The 19031-nt window shown below is 44.8% G+C and carries 12 protein-coding genes and 2 pseudogenes; 7 read left to right on the forward strand and 7 right to left on the reverse strand.

What is annotated here, in order from left to right:
• Positions 1-11 precede the first annotated feature (11 nt).
• The 3 genes from AACT23_RS07900 to aspS all read right to left on the reverse strand — a co-directional run bounded on the left by AACT23_RS07900 (position 12) and on the right by aspS (position 4029).
• Positions 12-1400 (reverse strand): IS4-like element ISVa18 family transposase, encoded by a 1389-nt coding sequence (locus tag AACT23_RS07900; RefSeq protein WP_088731728.1) that lies wholly within the window; start codon positions 1398-1400, stop codon positions 12-14.
• A gap of 154 nt (positions 1401-1554) precedes the next feature.
• A complete protein-coding gene (locus tag AACT23_RS07905; protein WP_026028832.1) occupies positions 1555-2133 on the reverse strand; it encodes a thymidine kinase in 579 nt (192 codons plus the stop codon).
• A 120-nt stretch (positions 2134-2253) separates the two neighbouring features.
• Entirely contained in the window at positions 2254-4029 is a 1776-nt protein-coding gene (aspS, locus tag AACT23_RS07910; protein WP_094129337.1) for an aspartate--tRNA ligase, read from the reverse strand.
• A 276-nt stretch (positions 4030-4305) separates the two neighbouring features.
• On the opposite strand from aspS, the gene AACT23_RS07915 reads away from it, so the two are divergent.
• Complete coding sequence (locus tag AACT23_RS07915; protein ID WP_094129340.1) at positions 4306-5172, forward strand: DUF72 domain-containing protein; 867 nt, start codon at positions 4306-4308, stop codon at positions 5170-5172.
• Between the two features lie 134 nt (positions 5173-5306).
• Here the strand turns inward: AACT23_RS07915 and AACT23_RS07920 are convergent, their stop codons facing one another.
• Complete coding sequence (locus AACT23_RS07920) at positions 5307-6941, reverse strand: inositol phosphate phosphatase SopB (RefSeq protein ID WP_094129343.1); 1635 nt, start codon at positions 6939-6941, stop codon at positions 5307-5309.
• A gap of 325 nt (positions 6942-7266) precedes the next feature.
• On the opposite strand from AACT23_RS07920, the gene cmoA reads away from it, so the two are divergent.
• The 6 genes and pseudogenes from cmoA (at position 7267) to AACT23_RS07945 (ending at position 12446) form a co-directional block, all read left to right on the forward strand.
• Complete coding sequence (gene cmoA, locus AACT23_RS07925) at positions 7267-7998, forward strand: carboxy-S-adenosyl-L-methionine synthase CmoA (RefSeq protein WP_029189742.1); 732 nt, start codon at positions 7267-7269, stop codon at positions 7996-7998.
• 94 nt (positions 7999-8092) lie between these two features.
• Complete coding sequence (cmoB, locus tag AACT23_RS07930; RefSeq protein WP_094129346.1) at positions 8093-9064, forward strand: tRNA 5-methoxyuridine(34)/uridine 5-oxyacetic acid(34) synthase CmoB; 972 nt, start codon at positions 8093-8095, stop codon at positions 9062-9064.
• Positions 9065-9193: 129 nt separating this feature from the next.
• Positions 9194-9389: pseudogene (locus tag AACT23_RS18020) on the forward strand (ATP-dependent Zn protease); the annotation flags it as partial.
• A gap of 125 nt (positions 9390-9514) precedes the next feature.
• Positions 9515-9946: pseudogene (locus AACT23_RS18025) on the forward strand (ATP-dependent zinc protease family protein); the annotation flags it as partial.
• A gap of 14 nt (positions 9947-9960) precedes the next feature.
• A complete protein-coding gene (locus AACT23_RS07940) occupies positions 9961-11466 on the forward strand; it encodes an inactive transglutaminase family protein (protein WP_013857063.1) in 1506 nt (501 codons plus the stop codon).
• Positions 11467-11468: 2 nt separating this feature from the next.
• Complete coding sequence (locus AACT23_RS07945) at positions 11469-12446, forward strand: alpha-L-glutamate ligase-like protein (protein WP_019280854.1); 978 nt, start codon at positions 11469-11471, stop codon at positions 12444-12446.
• A 79-nt stretch (positions 12447-12525) separates the two neighbouring features.
• Here the strand turns inward: AACT23_RS07945 and mukB are convergent, their stop codons facing one another.
• From mukB to mukF, 3 genes are read right to left on the reverse strand one after another with little or no spacing between them, the layout of a single operon-like run.
• Entirely contained in the window at positions 12526-16983 is a 4458-nt protein-coding gene (gene mukB, locus AACT23_RS07950) for a chromosome partition protein MukB (RefSeq protein WP_094129352.1), read from the reverse strand.
• The gene (gene mukE, locus AACT23_RS07955) at positions 16980-17711 is read right to left on the reverse strand and encodes a chromosome partition protein MukE (RefSeq protein ID WP_176428678.1); all 732 of its coding nucleotides are present in this window, start codon (positions 17709-17711) and stop codon (positions 16980-16982) included. Before mukE ends, mukB begins: the two co-directional genes overlap by 4 nt.
• The gene (mukF, locus tag AACT23_RS07960) at positions 17692-19029 is read right to left on the reverse strand and encodes a chromosome partition protein MukF (protein WP_094129358.1); all 1338 of its coding nucleotides are present in this window, start codon (positions 19027-19029) and stop codon (positions 17692-17694) included. The genes mukE and mukF overlap by 20 nt, the downstream gene beginning before the upstream one ends.
• Positions 19030-19031: the final 2 nt, after the last annotated feature.

The following is a 19031-nucleotide window of genomic DNA, read 5'->3' on the forward strand; positions in this document are numbered from 1 at the left end:
CTGTCTCTTGATCACAAGTCTGGTGAATCAAGAGACTTAGCCAGTTCATACCCTTCAAGGATGGTTTGTAACCTAAACCATCCTTGCCATAATGTCTTTATAGAAGCACGACCCGTTCGCTTTGTATTCTTCCAACCCCCTAATCGAGCAATACCTCTGTAAGCCCATGATATGTCCGGAGCTTCCTTCGGTAGCCCTTTTCTTTCTAGCTTTAGCCACATTAGCTTCCATGCTTTGCCTTTTAATATCGGCTCACAACTGCTCTTAGATAACTCATCTGATTCATTCATAAATCTCAACTGGAGCAACCGAGTCGCGATAAAAGCCAGAATAACGCTGAGCCTTTCTAAGTTATCTTTGCTTTGCATTCTCAATTGCTCGACTTGAGTGCCTTCACTTTTCCAGACTTTATGAAAATCTTCAATTAGCCAACGCAGCTCATAATAACTGACGATTTTAAGTGCCTCTTCCCTGCTCGTTACTGGCTCTGAGGTCAGTAAGTGCCATGCGAGCTTATCGTTACTCTCTCCTTGCTCTATGCATCCCACGTAGTAAAGCGAAATGTTATTGAACTCTTTTTTCTTCGCGGGAGATTTGAGTGTCACGGGGGCATATTTGATGTCTAGGTGAACCGTGCGAGCTTTACGGCCGCCTTTTTGCGGTATGTCGAGCACTCTTTCTCCTGCTGATTGCAGCTTGGAAGCGTAGTCATAAAGACGATTATCATGCTCTTTTATACAGCGACTTTGCATTGAGCGAACGAGGAATCGCTGTTGTTGCTCTTGCTTGTAAGTGAGGTATTCAAATAGGTCGGCTTCTCTATCGCACACAGAAATAACATCTGAGATTTTCTCGCCAAGTCGCTCTGCGACATGGCGAGAAGCTTGCTCCCATTTATAGCTTTCTTTCTCTTTGTATGGTCGAGTGGCGTACTGGTGTCCTTGTCCACGCTTTTCAATATCTCGAGTCCAGCGTTGTTGTTCAATTAAGCCAACAACCACTTGAGTTTCGGGAGCAAAAAGTAAGGTCGAGTGTATGAACATAGCCCGATTTCGATTGCCTTGATTGGAGTGCCCAAGTTCATCTTGTATGCTGCGATGGGAGTAACTTAGAGAAGTCGTATCTTCTAATGCAAGAAGTGTTTGTTGTTCTAAAGCCTCTTGCGCTGTGACATGAAAGCCCGCTTCAGCGATATCTTCTGCTTTGATTTGCTCATTACGGATAAAGCGATAAGCCCCTTCCATATCTGCAGGGGAGATGATGAGTTTCGAGACCGGTACGCCAGGTTGCTCGGCCAGAGAGGCAGCTAGGGCAACGAGTCTTTGAGTACGTCTTGGGTCATTGAGGTGAGCTTGACCAAATTGCTTTTGTGCCCAGAGGGTTGGTTCTATATAAGTCATTCTAATCATCCTTGTTATTGCTTAGATGATCAGATCATGAAACATAAAATTAGTTCAAAAAAATCCCCAAGCAGAGGCTTGGGGATTTGTGTATAAGAGACAGGGCTTAAACCTCCCTATCGAATAATTTGTTCAAGGCGCAGAAGTAATGAATTTACTTACCCAAGGCTTCTTTATAGTGCTGACGACATACCGACACGTATTTATCGTTACCACCAATAGAGACTTGATCACCTTCAGCAATCGCCACTCCATGTTCATCGGTGCGAATGACCATGTTCGCTTTACGGCCACAATGACAAATTGTTTTCAATTCCACCAGCTTATCGGCCCAAGAAAGTAGATATTTACTCCCTTCAAATAGCTCACCTAAGAAATCGGTACGCAAGCCATAGCACAGTACCGGAATGCCGATTTTATCGACCACTTCAGTCAATTGATAGACTTGATCTTTGGTTAAGAATTGGCACTCATCAACCAAAATGCAGTGACGCTTTTGTTGCTCGTGCAGTGCGTTGATCTCATCATACAAATTCGTTTCAGCAGTAAAAAGCTGGGCGTCTGATTCCAATCCTATTCTTGAACTTACTTTACCAACACCATAGCGGTCGTCGATGGCGGCGGTATAGATCACGGGCGTCATACCACGCTCTTGGTAGTTGAAAGAAGATTGTAGAAGAGTGGTTGATTTACCTGCATTCATCGCAGAGTAATAGAAATACATTTGAGCCAAAAGAGAGATTCCTGTCACTAAGTCAATTGGCGAGAGAACAAGGTTCACTCAAATAAAAAAGGATAACCCTACGCGGGGGCAAAAAAGAGGGTGACTTTCGCCACCCTGTTACCGTTGCGTTTATTGCGCTTTTTCTTTTGCGACCGTCACCGCAATCGCCAACTCTTCGAGCGACGCTGGGTTAGCCAGACTCGGTGCATCCGTTAGCAAACAAGCGGCTGCGGTTGTTTTAGGGAAAGCGATCACGTCGCGAATATTTTCCGTACCACACAACAGCATCACCAAACGGTCAAGACCGAATGCAAGACCTGCGTGTGGTGGCGTACCAAATTTCAGCGCATCCAATAGGAAGCCGAATTTCAGTTGTTGCTCTTGCGCATCGATACCTAAAATATCAAACACCACAGATTGCATTTCAGCATTGTGAATACGCACCGAGCCACCGCCCACTTCATAGCCGTTTAGTACCATGTCGTAAGCATTTGAATTTGCAACCGCTGGGTTGGCTTGCAGCTCTTGCGCGGTTAAGTTAAGTGGCGCGGTAAATGGGTGATGCATAGCATGCAAGTTACCTTCGTCATCTTCCTCAAACATCGGGAAATCAACAACCCATAGTGGAGCCCATGAATTTTCATTGGTGATCGCCAGATCTTTACCCAATTTCAAACGCAGCGCACCCAAGGCTTCAGTCACCACTTTTATTTTATCGGCACCAAACAAAATGATGTCGCCAGACTCAGCGTGAGTACGCGCCAAAATGCCTTCCACAATGTCAGCCGAAAGGAATTTCGCGACCGGAGATTGAACACCCTCTAAGCCAGCAGCGCGGTCATTGACTTTCATCCACGCCAAACCTTTCGCGCCATAAATACCAACAAACTCAGCGTAGCTATCAATTTGCTTACGAGTTAATGCCGCGCCACCCGGTACACGAATAACCGCAACGCGTCCTTTAGCATCATTAGCTGGGCCAGAGAAAACATTGAAATCCACATCTTTTACAAGGTCTGCAACATCAACCAATTCCAGTGGGTTACGCAGATCCGGCTTGTCGCTACCATAGCGACGCATCGCTTCGCTGTATGGCATCACAGGGAAATTACCTAAGTCTACATTTAGTAACTCAAGCCACATATTGCGAACCATTTTTTCAGTCACTTCACGCACTTGGTCGGCCGTCATAAATGACGTTTCAATATCGATTTGAGTAAATTCTGGTTGACGGTCAGCACGTAAATCTTCATCACGGAAACATTTTACGATTTGATAGTAACGGTCAAAACCTGACATCATCAGCAACTGTTTAAACAGTTGTGGCGATTGAGGAAGTGCATAGAAACTGCCTTTGTGCACACGACTTGGCACTAAGTAGTCACGAGCCCCTTCCGGCGTTGCTTTCGTCAAAACTGGCGTTTCAATATCGAGGAAACCGTGTTCATCAAGGAAGCGGCGTACAAAGCTAGACGCTTTAGCGCGCAGCTTAATACGATCACTCATTTCTGGACGGCGTAGATCTAAGTAACGATATTTTAGACGTTGCTCTTCTGAGTTCTTTTGGTTGAAATCCAGTGGCAAAACATCACTGCGGTTGATAATCGAAATCCCACTCGCGAGAATTTCTACTTCGCCAGTCGCCATCTCTTTATTGATTTGACTTTCTGGACGCGCGCGTACTTCACCAGTGAGCTTAATGCAGAATTCATTACGCAGTTGGTTAGCTACTGCAAATACATCCGCCATATCTGGATCAACCACCACCTGAACGATGCCTTCACGATCTCGCATATCAATAAAGATAAGACCGCCTAAATCACGACGGCGATTAACCCAGCCGCACAACTCCACAGTTTGTCCTGCGAGGGACTTGTTCAGGTGACCACAATAATGGCTACGCATAATGAATTTCCCAATCTCTAATTAGTTATCAATTCTAAGCCGCTCAGCGTCATTATCTGAGCAGCGCAAAGTTCCATTTATACGCTGAAAGATGTGCAAAATCGACCTTCCAGAATACAATTTGTTGTGTTTTATCAAGGGTTGCTGCTTTTTAAATCAATAATCAACCAAAATAGCAACACCGCTGAGAAATTGCGGCTGATTATAGCGTTAAAATACCAAAATCATCAAAACTCTCGTAGAGTATTTATTTTTAGTAATGGATAAAAGGTCAGTATGATGAATTTACCACTGCGACTCGGCCTTACCATGTGGTCACATGCAGGCTGGCAAAGTACGTTTTACGGCGCGGGAACGCCTGCTGTGCAGCGTCTTGAAAAGTATGCGAGGGTTTTTCATACCGTAGAAGGCAACACTACTTTCTATGCGTCACCTTCCATGAACACAGTGCAGAACTGGCGCGCCGCCACTCATGATGATTTTCGGTTTACGTTCAAACTGCCCAAAGCTATTACCCACGAACATAAGCTCACTGGCTGCCAAGATCAGTTAAAAGATTTTATGATGCTGATGGAGCCTCTACACTCTCGTGTTGGATTATGGACCATCCAACTGCCAGCTACTTTTGGTCCACAGCACTTAGAGCAGTTGAAAAAATTCTGCGCCTATTTTCCCGCGGGTTTTCCACTGAGTGTTGAAGTGCGGCACCTTGAGTTTTTTGCTAAGGGAGAAGCTGAAAAAGCGCTCAATCAATGGTTAGTTGAATCGTCGATTGATCGAATCATTATGGATAGTCGTCCTATCTTTTCGGCCAAACCGACGACCCACGTCATCATTGATGCTCAGAAAAAGAAACCTAAAGTCCCTGTTCACGCCATTGCCACGGCACAAACGCCGATGATCCGTTTTATCGGCCACCCAGAATTAGAGGCCAATTACCCCTTTTTTGAAGCGTGGATGACCAAACTGCCACATTGGATCGAACAAAGAAAACAACCTTATCTTATGGTCCACACGCCAGACAATATTGAAGCCCCATTATTAGCCGCCGAGCTATACCAACAGCTGCAACAACGACTCACATTACCTACATTGACAACATTTCCAGCCCAAGATGACCAGCACCAAATCACCCTATTTTGATACTAAAACTCACCACTAATACACACCCCCTATTGTGTAACAAAAGGGGGAATCCAGTTCATGCGAACACATAAAAATGTGGGGTAACAAACCATCAGGCTTTTATGAATGCCACTATCTTTTGGTATTCAGTTTCATGAATTCACAAAATTAGACAAACCTTTTATCTTTTTCCATGCGTCTCTATCACCAATTCTCTTTCTTTTTAGAGACAGTTCTGCTGAGCTCAGCATCCAAGGTGTTTTTGTACACACTTTATTCCCCTGAGCTCCTCCTGTGTTCGATTCCTGAATTTGTAAGTTACCACTGTTGAGTAAAACCTTCTGTAGTAGTTTCTGATCTTCACTGCCAAGTGCTCCCCAAGGAGTAACCGATTCATTCTGATGTAATTTAATCACTTCTCGCTTAACTTCTCCGTCAAGAAAACCCGTACGATCTTTACCACTTTTGCAATTCCAAGCAGGAATAATCCCAATTTCATACGTTAATAACACAATGCACCTTGCCATTTTGTATGGGTCACTCTCATCGGTATTATGTGCTTTAGCTTCCCAAATCTCTTTTATTTGTTGTACCAATTGTAAAACAACCGATTTATTTTTAGGGTTATCGGCCAAATATTTACCGACCCAACCTTGTGGATCAGTACTATTGCAAAAACCATCCCCCAACAGAATCTTTAAACCCTCTAGGTTTATACTGTCCGATTTCTTTTGACCAATTTTAAATTTCAAAGAAAGCTCGTTTACTCCAAAATTAAAAGGAATGATCTCTGGTTTAACCTTAATTTTTTGACAATTTCCTGATTTGTCTACCACCTCTAATTCTATAACTTTATTTGATAATTCATTCCATGAATATATTTGGTCCTCTAATTGATCACCTTCAGTGACAGACCAAACATTACCAGCGGTAACTAGAGAGGTTGATGTTAATTGTAAAGGCACCACTTCATCAGGGTTTTGTAAAGCAGACTCTAAGATCGCCTTATTAGCATACAAGGCAGCCAATATAACCTCTTTCCCTCGATTGACTCTACCGACTTTGCGCTCTTGACTATTTTTATCAAGTCCATACGGTGACAAAACCCCATGCCTTATACCTTTAAAAAGCACATCTCCCGATGTTGATGTCAGCTCAGACATCCATAGATTTACCGCATGTTCAGATTCACATATACTTCCACTGGAAATACCTTCATCATTGTAACTATGACTGAATATATCACTATCACCTAGCTTCATTTTCCCTGCAGGCGTCATAATATTATTATATGTTTCACCTGTAGGTGTAGTAATATTATTCTTTAAAATAACCCAGCTATGCTTCGTTTTATTTAGCATAGATAACTTCTCTCTCTTCCATTTTTTCTTCATTAATTTAACATCTTTTTTTCTTAAGCGATTTCTGAGGGAATTATCTATTTTCAATGTTTTTTCTATTTTATTTTCTGTAGCTTTTATCATTTCAGCTTCCTCTTCAAGAGGTAGACACTGCTCCTCTTCAGGAAGAGACTCTTGAAGTATTTTTATACGTCTCTCTTTATTTTTTAAAATACCTTGACTTTCATTTATTGCTTTAATCGCGGTTTCTATAAGAAACGTTCTATAAAATGGTTTACTAAAATCATGTGAGCTATTTTTATTTTTTCTCTTCTTAAGCCGTTTAACTTTTTTAACTTGTTTAGAAAATGAGTTATTATTTTTTTTAATAGCTTGACACCCAATTCCAGAAATAGAGGATGAAAATAGAAAAGAAGGATATATCATTTTTTGACCTATAAGAAATGTATGTCTTTATGCAAATAATTATTCTTTCACTAGCTCAGTAATTCAAATGCAAAGATGTGAATCTTTCGCGTGCTATTAGATTCATCTTTATTCATCAAAAACGTCTTGACACTGTCAGCGTATGATAGAGTTGTTATCAGCTTAAAAACCCATTAAAGACCGGACCAGTTTTAATTTTAATATAATCTCATCGAGAGTCGTGCAAGGTTAATGACACGCGCACGCTTTTCTCTTAAAATGTGCGCCTTTTTTAAGGTAGTGCAGCCGTCAGCACTGCTTGTTGCGCGCCGCTATGAGGTACACCATGAGCAATCATAAAGACATCATCTTTTCTGCCCCAATCGATAAGATTGGTGATTTCACCTTTGATGAACGTGTTGCTGAAGTCTTCCCTGATATGATCCAACGCTCAGTGCCGGGATACAGCAATATTATTTCGGCCATTGGCATGTTAGCTGAGCGCTTTGTTAAACCACACTCTACCATTTACGATTTGGGTTGCTCTTTAGGCGCGGCTACGCTTTCGATGCGTCGTCATATTCGCCAAGAAGGTTGTAAAATTGTGGCGGTTGATAACTCGTCCGCCATGGTTGAACGATGCAAGCTGCACATTAACGCCTATCGTTCGGATACGCCTGTCGAGGTGATTGAGGCCGACATTCGTGAGATTGAAATTCGTGATGCCTCTGTGGTGGTGCTCAATTTTACGCTGCAATTTCTATCGCCAGAAGATAGGCTCGCGCTGCTTGAAAAAATCTACGCGGGCCTTCGCCCGGGTGGCATACTAATTTTGTCTGAAAAGTACATTTTTGAAGATGAAACGGCGCATGAGCTGCTAATTGATCTCCACCATGATTTCAAGCGAGCCAATGGCTACAGCGAATTAGAGATCAGTCAAAAACGCAGTGCGATTGAAAATGTGATGTGCCCAGATTCCATCACAACACATAAAGCTCGCTTTAAACAAATTGGCTTTTCAAGCTATGAAATGTGGTTCCAGTGTTTCAACTTTGGTTCAATGTTCGCCATTAAATAATAGAATGCCGTTTTGGCTTTTTTCCCTAGAAGGGCCAAAACCTGATTTGCCATTTGTCTAGGGTCTTTTTACCTAATCTAGGAATACGCTTTGCATGTTTAACTTTGCCAATTTTTATCAACTGATCGCTCAAGATACCCGTCTCCAACCTTGGCTAAACGTTTTGCCACAACAGTTGACGGACTGGCAAAATGCAGAGCATGGCGACTTTGACCGCTGGGTTCGTGCGTTAAATAAAATCCCCTCGGGTACACCTGATCTGCTTGAGCTCAAACAGTCAGTCACTCTCTCAAATAGCACACCGCTGACGTTAGGCGAACAGAAGAAACTAGAAAGTTTGCTTAAAACCTTTCATCCTTGGCGCAAAGGCCCCTATCACCTACACGGTATCCATATCGACACTGAGTGGCGATCCGATTGGAAATGGGATCGCGTATTGCCCCACATTTCACCGCTGAAAGACCGTTCCGTGCTGGATGTTGGCTGTGGTAATGGTTATCACATGTGGCGTATGCTTGGCGAAGGTGCTCGCCTGTGTGTGGGTATCGACCCTTCGCACCTGTTTTTAGTGCAGTTTGAAGCGGTGCGTAAACTATTGGGTGATGACCAACGTGCTCATCTTCTGCCACTAGGCATTGAACAATTACCTGAATTGAACGCCTTTGACACCGTATTTAGCATGGGTGTCCTATACCATCGCCGCTCACCGCTAGATCATCTGATCCAATTGAAAAATCAGTTGGTCACAGGGGGCGAATTGATTCTTGAGACGCTGGTTATTGAAGGCGACGAAAATGCGGTGTTGGTCCCTGTCGACCGCTACGCACAAATGCGTAACGTCTACTTTTTCCCTTCAGCAAAAGCGCTCAAAGTGTGGCTTGAAAAATGTGGTTTTGGTGACGTGCGTATCGTTGATGAGAGTGTCACCTCCGTTGATGAACAACGGACAACTCCATGGATGACGCACAACTCATTACCCGACTATCTTGACCCAAACGACCCAAGCAAAACCTTAGAAGGTTATCCGGCACCAAGACGCGCTATTTTGGTGGCAAAAAAACTATAATTGACACAGTTTTAACGCTTGATTCTGCGTATAATATTACCCTTATCGGAGGATGCTACACGCATCCTTTTTTATCAGCTAAACTTCGGTTTATCAGTAGTTATCCATCACAAATACATAAGGTCGCAAATGTTTAAGTCAATAGCATCCGTTGTTGCAATTGCTTTACTGTCAGGCTGCACCCTAACAAATGGTGAACAATACCACCAAGCTACCCTAGCAGCGATTCAGACTTCGGAATCGAACCTCAACAATACAATGACCAATCTGGAACTTCAGTTGAGTAACCAGAATGATTACATTGAAAACCTTGAAAATCAGATGTTAAAGCTCGATCAAAAACTCTCTAAACTCAAGGTGATTGCCGCTAACGCCCAAAAGTCACATACAGAAGCAACAACCGGCGATGACCTTATCGTTCCGGCTGCGACTCCATCGATGCCAAGATCTCGTTATGACGTTATTTTAGGTGAAGTTGAAAAGGTAACGATTGATTCGATCAAACAAACATTTGACGCGCGTGTTGACACAGGAGCCGCGACTTCTTCACTTAATGCCATTGATATTGAAGAATTTGAGCGTAACGGAAAGAACTGGGTGCGTTTCCACCTTTCCGATGGTGAGAAAGCAACAGATGAAACGAACTGGATAGAATCCCCTATTATTCGCTACGTTAAAATTCGCCAATCGACCAATGAAGAAATGGAACGCAGAGCCGTTGTTGAGCTGTGGGTAAAATTAGGCAGTATTCACGAAAAAGCACAGTTCACCTTGGCTGATCGCTCTCAAATGAGCCATCCTATCCTCTTAGGACGCGAATTTATTCGTGATATCGCCCTAGTCGATGTCAGTCGCAAATACATCCACACCGAAACCAAATAACAGCAAGGATATTTATGACGTCACGAGTTCCATTTTATCTATCAGTCTTGTTACTGATAGCGGCTGGTATTACATTGAGTGTAGTTCGCCACCAAACATATGGGGTGCCATGGACACCCGGGGAAACTCGCCAAATTTGGGATATTGAAGCACGTGTTGAATTCAATGCGTTAGGCAAAGAAGCCAAAGTCTCTTTAGCTGCGCCTCATACTCAAGATGGATATACTTTGATCAATGAATCGTCATCATCACCAGGTTATGGCGTAGCTTACGTTACTACTGACACGGGCAAACGTGTTGAGTGGTCAATCCGCAAAGCAACTGGCCCACAAACGATTTACTACAAAAGCCAATTTTTAGTCGATCCTCAAGCGAAAGCGGACCCTATCCCCCCGATGGGTGATGTGGTTAAGCCAACCTTTGATGGCCCAGAAGAAGCAGCGGCTATCGCATTAATTGAACGAGCGAATCAACGCTCGGCGGATAACATCACTTTTACCCGCGAACTGATTAAAAATCTCAATGACGCCGATAGCCAAAACGCCTCTTTGCTGCTTAATAAAATGAGCAAAGTGGACGCCACACAAAAACTGCTGTCATACTCTCAAATTCCCAATAAAGTCGTTGGTGTTATTCAGCTCGAAGATGGTCGCCGCCGTCAAACGATTCAACACATGAACGAAATATGGAATGGTGATCAGTGGGTACTTTTTAACCCTGAAACGGGCACGCAGCCCAACCACCCTAACCTACTGGTTTGGGATGAATCCAACGTTTCACTGCTGGATGTCACGGGTGGGCAAAACAGCCAAGTTCACTTCACTATGCTGTCTCAAGATGTTTCACCTCAAACGGCAACCAATAATAAAATTGAGGCCGACAAACTCTTAAACTTCTCTATTCACAGTTTGCCGCTTGAAGAGCAAGCGATGTTCAAGACCATCATGTTGATTCCTATCGGCGCATTAATTGTGGTGTTCTTGCGGGTGATTATTGGGCTAAAGACCTCAGGTACTTTCATGCCGGTACTTATCGCCGTGGCGTTTGTTCAAACTCAATTACTGACGGGTATCGTGGGCTTTCTGCTTATCGTCGGAACGGGTTTGATCATTCGTAGCTATTTATCGAAATTGAACCTGCTACTGGTAGCACGGATATCGGCGGTCATCATTGCGGTAATACTCATCATCTCTGTCTTTACCGTCGTTGCCTTTAAGATCGGGCTGACCGAAGGGTTATCCATTACCTTCTTCCCGATGATCATTCTCTCTTGGACCATCGAACGTATGTCGATTCTGTGGGAAGAAGAAGGAGCAAAAGAGGTGATTTTACAAGGTGGCGGCTCGCTCTTTACTTCCATCTTAATCTACTTAGCAATGACTAACTCTTATGTCCAACACCTAACCTTTAATTTTATTGGCTTACAGCTGATCGTATTAGCTGCCATTCTGCTATTGGGAACCTATACTGGATACCGTTTAACTGAACTTCGCCGTTTTAAACCGTTAGCCGAGGAGTAAAGATGTTTTCATTATCCGAATACACTTCTCCATTTAAGCTACGCCGTAAAGGCATTATGGGCATGAACAAGCGCAACCATAGCTACATTGGTCGCTATAACGATCGCTCAAAATACCCATTGGTTGATGATAAGTTACAAACCAAATTGATTGCGCAGCGTGCGGGTTGTACTGTGCCAAAACTGATTGGTGTGATCAGTAATCAAGCGGATGTGAAGTCGATCCATGCCATGGTTAAAGAGTGGCCGGGCTTTGTGATAAAACCTGCACGCGGAAGCGGTGGTAAAGGAATTTTAGTGATTATGTCGCACAAGGATGGCGTGTACACTAAACCTTCTGGTGCGACCATCAACCAGCAAGATGTTGAGCGCCACATCAGTAATGCCTTGGCCGGACTATTTTCACTAGGCGGTAAAAATGATGTTGCTGTGGTTGAAAACCTAATTAAGTTTGACGATTGTTTCGAAGGCTTTAGCTATGAGGGTGTGCCTGATGTACGCATTATTGTCTTCAAAGGTTACCCCGTCATGGCGATGATGCGCCTTTCGACTTCGGCTTCTGATGGTAAAGCCAACTTACACCAAGGCGCTGTTGGCGTAGGTCTTGATATTGCGACAGGAAAAGCAGTACGAGCAGTGCAGTTTAATTTACCCATCACTGAGCACCCAGATACCGGCAAAGAGCTCTCAACGCTGCAAGTACCACATTGGAAAAAGCTACTCACCTTAGCCTCTAGCGCTTGGGAAATGACCGGCCTTGGTTATATGGGAACCGACATGGTGTTGGATAAAGAAGAAGGCCCGATGGTACTTGAGCTTAACGCTCGCCCAGGGCTTGCTATCCAGATAGCCAATGGCGCAGGGCTGTTGCCACGCTTGCAGCATATTGAAAGTTTAGGTACGCAACTTATCTATCCCAGCCCCGAAGAACGCGTGGCTTATGCCGCAAAGCAATTCGGTTCAGGTGAGGTAAGCGAGTAACTCTCACCAAATTTAATCACTAAAAAGCCCAATCTCTATCAGGAGTATTGGGCTTTTTTATTAGCGATGGAGGCGATGCTTACAGCATTTCGGCCATCTGCTGTGCTTCTGATTTTGGTTTTTCAGTTTGACCAAAACCCCGTAGACCGACCACATGAACGTGTTCGTGATCTTTAAACACTTTGCGCACTAATATATAAGTCGTGCCTTTCTCAGGGCTAATATTCTCTGGCGCAGCAATCAAGAGTTGCATATCCAGACGCTCGCACAGTTCAAACAAGGTTGAAATGGATTTAGCATCCAAACGCGCCGCTTCATCTAAAAACAGTAAACGACATGGAACGATGTCTTTACTGCGTAGACGACGAGATTCCTCTTCCCAACTTTGAATTACCATCAATAAAATAGACTGCCCAGTACCAATCGCTTCACCAGTCGATAACGCGCCCGATTCCGCTTGCAACCAGCCATCGGATCCGCGATTTACTTCAACACTCAACTCTAAGTAGTTACGGTAATCCAATAGCTCTTCACCCAATACTTGCGGTGAACGTTGCCCCATATCGATATGCGGGTTAACACGCTGGAACAATTTCGCCATCGCTTCGGAGAAGGTATAACGAGTACTCTCAAACAGATCTTTATGCTGACTCTGTTTTTCAGATAATCCCGCGAGTAGGATTTCATGGCTCTCGCGTACTTTCACGTTAAGGCGAACGCCTTTCACTTGACCAAAGTTAATGTTAGACAAACCTTGGTTGAGCATCCGAATACGATTTTGCTCACGTTGAATGGTTTTTTTGATGATGCTGGCCACCGATTCAGAGCTGATCGCTAAACGGTTTTCACGTTGAGTCAGCTCTTCTGTTAAGCGCGCAAGCTCCACTTCCATCTCTTCAATCGCTTCAACAGGATCATCAGTGCGAATGATGTCTTGGCGAATACGCTCACGCAGATGTTGATACACGGCGATATAGAACAAAACTTTGCGTTCTGGATGTGCGTTATCTTCCGACAAACGCAGTGCATCGCGTAGGTCGTCATTGCTTGCGACGGCTAAACGCAGTGCGCCCAACGATTTATCCGACATGGAACGCAGTTCATCGGCCGATAGATACGCTAGCTCACGTTTATGCAAGCGGCGCTCAACATCATGATCACGCGCCAAACGTAATACAGAGCACCACCCTGCTTTTGCATTCACCACAAATGTGCGCAGATCTTGATAATCTTTCTGCGCCTTTTTCAACCGTTTAACTAATGCTTTCATTTCAAGATCAGTTGCGGTTAGTGTACGTTCATACTCGCTCTTACGGGTACGTGAGGCATGCAGACGCTGTTGAAATTCATCACGACGACGTTCAGCACGCTCTTGCGCACCTTCATCGGCATGCACACCAAACTCTTGTAGCTCCTGCTTGAACTCTTGAACCGTTTCCAACTTAGCTTGATGCGAGCTTTTTAAGGCCGCTAACACTTGGTTATATTGGTTCATTTGGCTTTGAGCCTGTTTGAGCTCATCACGAGTACGGGTACGGGCGCTTTCTGCCTCGACCAATTTGTTTTTGAGCTGCTCACTTAGCTCGCTGCTTTTACTGAGCAGATCAACCGAATCGGAATAGCTAAAATAGTGGCGGCGTTCAATCACGTCTGAGAGTGCAAAGATCTGCACTTTCAATGTCTGAAGAGCTTGATCCGCTTGCTGATATTGTGCAGTGAGTGCATCAAATTGCTGCGGGTCAACCTCAAGCGCTGAAGCAAGCTGTTCTAACTCCGCGATGGCTTTACCGTGCGAGCTTAAAAACGCTTTCGCTTCCGCCAGTTGATTAATGTTCAGCTCAGCTTCATCGAAACGTGCTTGCAATGCCTCATCTTCAATGAGCAACATGTTAGGAGCCAGCTTATCGAGCATCGTTAACGCGTGTTTGCTTAGCTGTAACTGGTTGCGTTGCTGCTGTTCTTTTGCATCCAATTCAGCCAATACACGGACCAGTTGATTGCGTTGCTCACGTGCAGCTTGCAACGCTTGTTCTGGATCGGCTTCAAAAGCAACTTGGATGTGTGAAGCAACAAATTGGTTAAAGCTGTGGTATAGACGTTGCAGTTTTTGTGAATCAAACGCCGCTTTCGAGTGCTCTTCCACCACTTCTTCGCGCTCGTTACGCAGTAACTCTAAACGTTGTTCACGCGCGGCGCGGCCAAAGAGTGGGATCTCAGGTAAACGAGAATAACGCATTTGGCGGTTATTGAGCTGAACACATACCGCTCCTTCCAATTCGTCAGCATTGAACGAGCTATCATCAAAGGCATCGACATCCCCTTCAATGATGTACAGATCTTCTGGGCAGTCATCAAGCTCGACCAGCTTCTCTTTGATGCCAGATAAATCCGAAACCACAATCGCATGGCGAGCTGGGCCGTACATGGCACTGAAATAAGGTGCATCGTCAATCGTGATGTCATCGTAAATTTCAGACAGTAAAACGCCGCCTAAGCTATCTGCTAATCCTTTCAAGCGAGGATCATTTGAACCACCAGGAGACGCCAAGCGCTCGATTTCATTTTCAAGCTGCGCGCGACGTTCTGCCAGTTTATCTTTAGCGATTGATTGTGCTTTTTCTTGCTCAAGCACTTGCTGCATCTGTGACATCACAGCTTGGCTATTTTCTAATGTTGCATCACTTTGTTCACGTAAAGTATGCAATGCATCGTTGGCAGCAATCCAAGTCGGAGCGATCGATTCCAGTCGTTGAATTTCAGCCTGTTTATCTTGCTCGGTACGGCGTTGCTCACTGCGCTGTTCACGCAGCACTTCTTGTTCATATTCCAGCGATTCAATCAGAGCGGCGTGGCGCTCGCGCTCTTGCTCTAGTGTTAGCTCATCGTGCAAGTCAATATGGTGTTGCTTTTGGTATTCAACCACGGACTGACGCGCCACTTGCTGCTGATTTAAGCGACGTTCCAGATCTCGCTGCTGTGCATACCACTGTGCTTCATTTTGGCTGATTTGCTGGGCGTTACGCGCTTGCTGCATGATGGCTTTTGCATGCTGAGCCGCATCGTGACGAGGCACTTCACCCACCACACTGCGCACCAGTTTCAGTGCCTGCTCAAACTGTTCGACTGCGGCCGAAGACATGTCCAATTTATGCTTTAACGCTAATAAGGTGGTGGTGTTAGCGTCTTGCTGATGCTTGAGATCAGAAACCTGCGCTTGGGCACGTTCTGGTGTTAACTGATCATCATTTAGCAACTGTTTGGCTTTATCGAGCGCCTGTACGGCTTGTTGATATTGCAAGGCTCGCGTTTGTTGAACATCTAATGCTTGTTGGTAATCGGCCAATTGACTCTTTAAGCTATCGACCTCATCTTCAGAGATAATCGCTTGCTCTTCAGCCATCATGACGCGCTCTTGCGCCTCTTCCACCACCATCATCTGCTCTTCAAGGCGAATAGTGAGCTCTTGCAAATCCTCTTGATAGCGTTCAATTTTCTCTTGCTGACGCAGTGCGTTTTGCACCAGTTGCAAGTGATCAGAAGCGGCTTGGTGATCTTGCTCTAAGGTAGATTCTTGCTCTAACAGCAGTTCAAGCTCTTCTTGAACTTGATTGAGCAATCGATTTTGCTCAATCAATGTATGGCGAGAGCCGAACAACTCGTTACGCAACGCGAGCGTTTGCTCTAGCTTATTGTGGCGATCGTTGGCGTGGCGCATGTAATCAGCGGCCACGTAATTTGTCGATTCGGTAATCAGGTGCTTGAAGAGATCGCGATCCGCTTGCGTGGTTTTGATCGCTTCTAACGTCATGCGGTTTTCACGTAACGCCGATTCCATATCTTGGAATGCTTTCTTCACACCACCATTTTGTGGCAACAGATAATCACGCAACGAGCGAGTAATGGCACTGGAAATACCGCCGTATAAAGAAGCCTCAATCAAGCGATAGAATTTTGAACGGTCACTGCTGTTACGCAGTTTTTTCGGCACCACGCCAAATTCAAACATTTGCGCGTGATAATCCACAATGGAGCTAAACGCTTTAAAATGCGCCCCTTCAATTTTCGCGACAATCTCTTTCACTTCATTGAGTTGACGCACGCGCGCGTGGTTGTCTGAGACGTTTTCAATCAGCACATCGGTTGGTTTAACATGGCTTGGCAAGCCTTGAATCACAAACGGTTTGATATCCACTTTTTTATCGCGCCCCGCCACCTGTTGTAGCTTAACGCCAAACAGTAAACGCTGTTTGCGTGAATTCACTACATCCAACGCGGCGTAACATGCGCCCGCTTGCAGTTTACCGTATAAGCCTTTATCGCGAGACGCTTGTGAGCTGCCCGCTTCGGTGGTGTTTCTAAAATGGAGCAAACTTTGATCTGGGATCAAGGTGGTGATGAATGCCGCCATGGTGGTCGATTTGCCCGCACCGTTACCGCCTGACAAGGTGGTAACTAATCCATCAATATCAAAAGTACGAGCAAAAAAGCCGTTCCAATTGATCATGGTTAGCGATTGATATTTACCTCTCTCAATCATGCTTCACCTTCCCATTCTGTTTGCTCGTTAACATTTTGTTCTTCAATCTCGTCTTCGTTATCCAGCAAGCTGCCTTGATTCGGCTCTTGGGCGTGGACAACCGCCTCACCATCGCGGATCAAACGCAGTTGTGCTTCACGCATGTCGTCACCAATACGCACATCGGCACCAAAACGAAATACGGCTTCGCTAATGCGGAATTTATTGGTATCACCTAAATGGATGATCATCCCCAAACGACGTAAACGACGCAATGAGGTACGCACTTTTTCAAACAGCTTTTCTTTGTCTAAGTCTGAACCGCTGGCTCGGTTGGTGACGAGCTTCATCAGTTTTTTTTCATCGGCCAGAGACAGTAGCTCTTCGTACAATTCTTGATTAGTAAAGATGCCTTCGTGCGCAAGGCGTTCAGGACTCAAATAAAGAAAACAGAGCACTTTGCCGACCAGCATATCCAACTCAGACAGCACGCTACGATTGATTAAAGCAGTAGAGCGAGGACGCAGGTAAAAAAAGCCTTCCGGCGCTTTGACTAATTCGGTGTTATAGCGTTGGTAAAACAGCGCTAAACCGGGCTCAAAATCCAATAAAAAGGTGTGATTATCCAAATCATCACTAGAAACATGACGCCCAGCTCGAAGCTGGCTATCTAGCGCAGGAAATAAAGGATTTGAAATCGCTTTAGCCAGATTTTCTGGCATGTATTCATTAATATCTGTCGATGACATTTGCTTGTACCTTTGCACCAAAATCGTTGATCGCTTGCCAGTCAGGTTGGATGGCTTGGTAATCTTGCTCTGAGTAGCCAAGTCTCACCGCTTGATCAACAATAATTCGGGCTAAATCAAAATGATGTGTATGGGGATGAGTGGTGAGGTAGTCTCTGAGTACTCGTCCTAAATCAATTGGCATCCCTTGATCTTTATGACCTTTGAGCATGCTGCCGATACGCAGGGAGAGCTCATCATTGACTTGCTGGAACTCTTCGTACTCCACTTCTGGAGGCACTTGCCCCATCACCTCATCATCTCTTAACACGAGAGCTTCATCTCGCAGGTCGGTTAAACGCTCAGCATCGGCATAAGTGAGATACCAAGGCGCGTCAAAATAGTCGCTGAGTGATTGACGTAAGCGCTGGCTAAACGCTCGGTTTTGGTCCATATCAATGGCGGTACGAATGAATTTATGGACATGGCGGTCGTAGCCAATCCAGAGATCGATCGCTTGTTGTCCCCAACTGGTGATGCGATCAAGTTTCATCTGTAATCCAAACAGGATTTCTTCAATAAATTCGAGTTCAGCTTCGCCATAAACCAATTCTTGGATATCCAAAATTTGCGTTTGCAGCTCATCCCCCGCCGCTTGTAAAGTGTCTTGCAGTTCACGCAGCGTTGAAGAGGTTTCAGACAATAACGATTCACAGTTGTTGATCGCTTCACGCCAATCTTTATTCAGCAACTCTGCGATTTGCAGTTTGACCGATTGCTGCTGCTCGTCCATCACACGTTGGTTTAAATCGATACGATCAAAAATTTCCCCTACCGAGTATTTTAATACGCCGTAGACGTTCTTTTTCCAATGCCCGGGAGTACCACCTTTATTCGCGGCTTCAATCGCCTTGGCCATTTCATCGGCGACCATAGAAAGCTGAATTGAGAGCTTCAGCTTGGAAAACTCTCTATGGCGGACGTAATAGTCCGTAATACCAATAGCCAACGGTGACAAACGGTAAATGCTAACGCCATCAGTCATCTCGCTGGTGAAGCGGCTCATTAAGCGCTGTTTTACCAACTCATTGATCGCATTATTAGCACGAAACGCGGAGGCTTCACCGGTTTCTTCAAATAAGCGAGTTACGATGGCAAACGCATCGTGTAACTCACCTTCACCTAATTCTTCATCAAACCTTTCGTTACTCAATACTGCGATGGCAATAAGGAACGCCAGTCGTTCTGTCGTCAGGTTCAATGAGAAATCATGCTGCTTTACCCAACTAACCAATTCATCAATAGGTTGCTGTGCAGCGTTCTGAGTCATCTCACTCATTG

It is taken from the genome of Vibrio sp. V09_P4A23P171 (genome assembly GCF_963875615.1).
Classification (GTDB): Bacteria; Pseudomonadota; Gammaproteobacteria; order Enterobacterales; family Vibrionaceae; genus Vibrio; species Vibrio anguillarum.

Excerpts from the sequence above, each read along its gene's own strand:
- AACT23_RS07900 (WP_088731728.1), bottom strand. The coding sequence starts at position 1,400 with ATGACTTATATAGAACCAACCCTCTGGGCACAAAAGCAATTTGGTCAA.
- aspS (WP_094129337.1), bottom strand. The coding sequence starts at position 4,029 with ATGCGTAGCCATTATTGTGGTCACCTGAACAAGTCCCTCGCAGGACAA.
- AACT23_RS07915 (WP_094129340.1), top strand. The coding sequence starts at position 4,306 with ATGATGAATTTACCACTGCGACTCGGCCTTACCATGTGGTCACATGCA.
- AACT23_RS07920 (WP_094129343.1), bottom strand. The coding sequence starts at position 6,941 with ATGATATATCCTTCTTTTCTATTTTCATCCTCTATTTCTGGAATTGGG.
- cmoA (WP_029189742.1), top strand. The coding sequence starts at position 7,267 with ATGAGCAATCATAAAGACATCATCTTTTCTGCCCCAATCGATAAGATT.
- cmoB (WP_094129346.1), top strand. The coding sequence starts at position 8,093 with ATGTTTAACTTTGCCAATTTTTATCAACTGATCGCTCAAGATACCCGT.
- AACT23_RS07940 (WP_013857063.1), top strand. The coding sequence starts at position 9,961 with ATGACGTCACGAGTTCCATTTTATCTATCAGTCTTGTTACTGATAGCG.
- AACT23_RS07945 (WP_019280854.1), top strand. The coding sequence starts at position 11,469 with ATGTTTTCATTATCCGAATACACTTCTCCATTTAAGCTACGCCGTAAA.
- mukB (WP_094129352.1), bottom strand. The coding sequence starts at position 16,983 with ATGATTGAGAGAGGTAAATATCAATCGCTAACCATGATCAATTGGAAC.
- mukE (WP_176428678.1), bottom strand. The coding sequence starts at position 17,711 with ATGTCATCGACAGATATTAATGAATACATGCCAGAAAATCTGGCTAAA.
- mukF (WP_094129358.1), bottom strand. The coding sequence starts at position 19,029 with ATGAGTGAGATGACTCAGAACGCTGCACAGCAACCTATTGATGAATTG.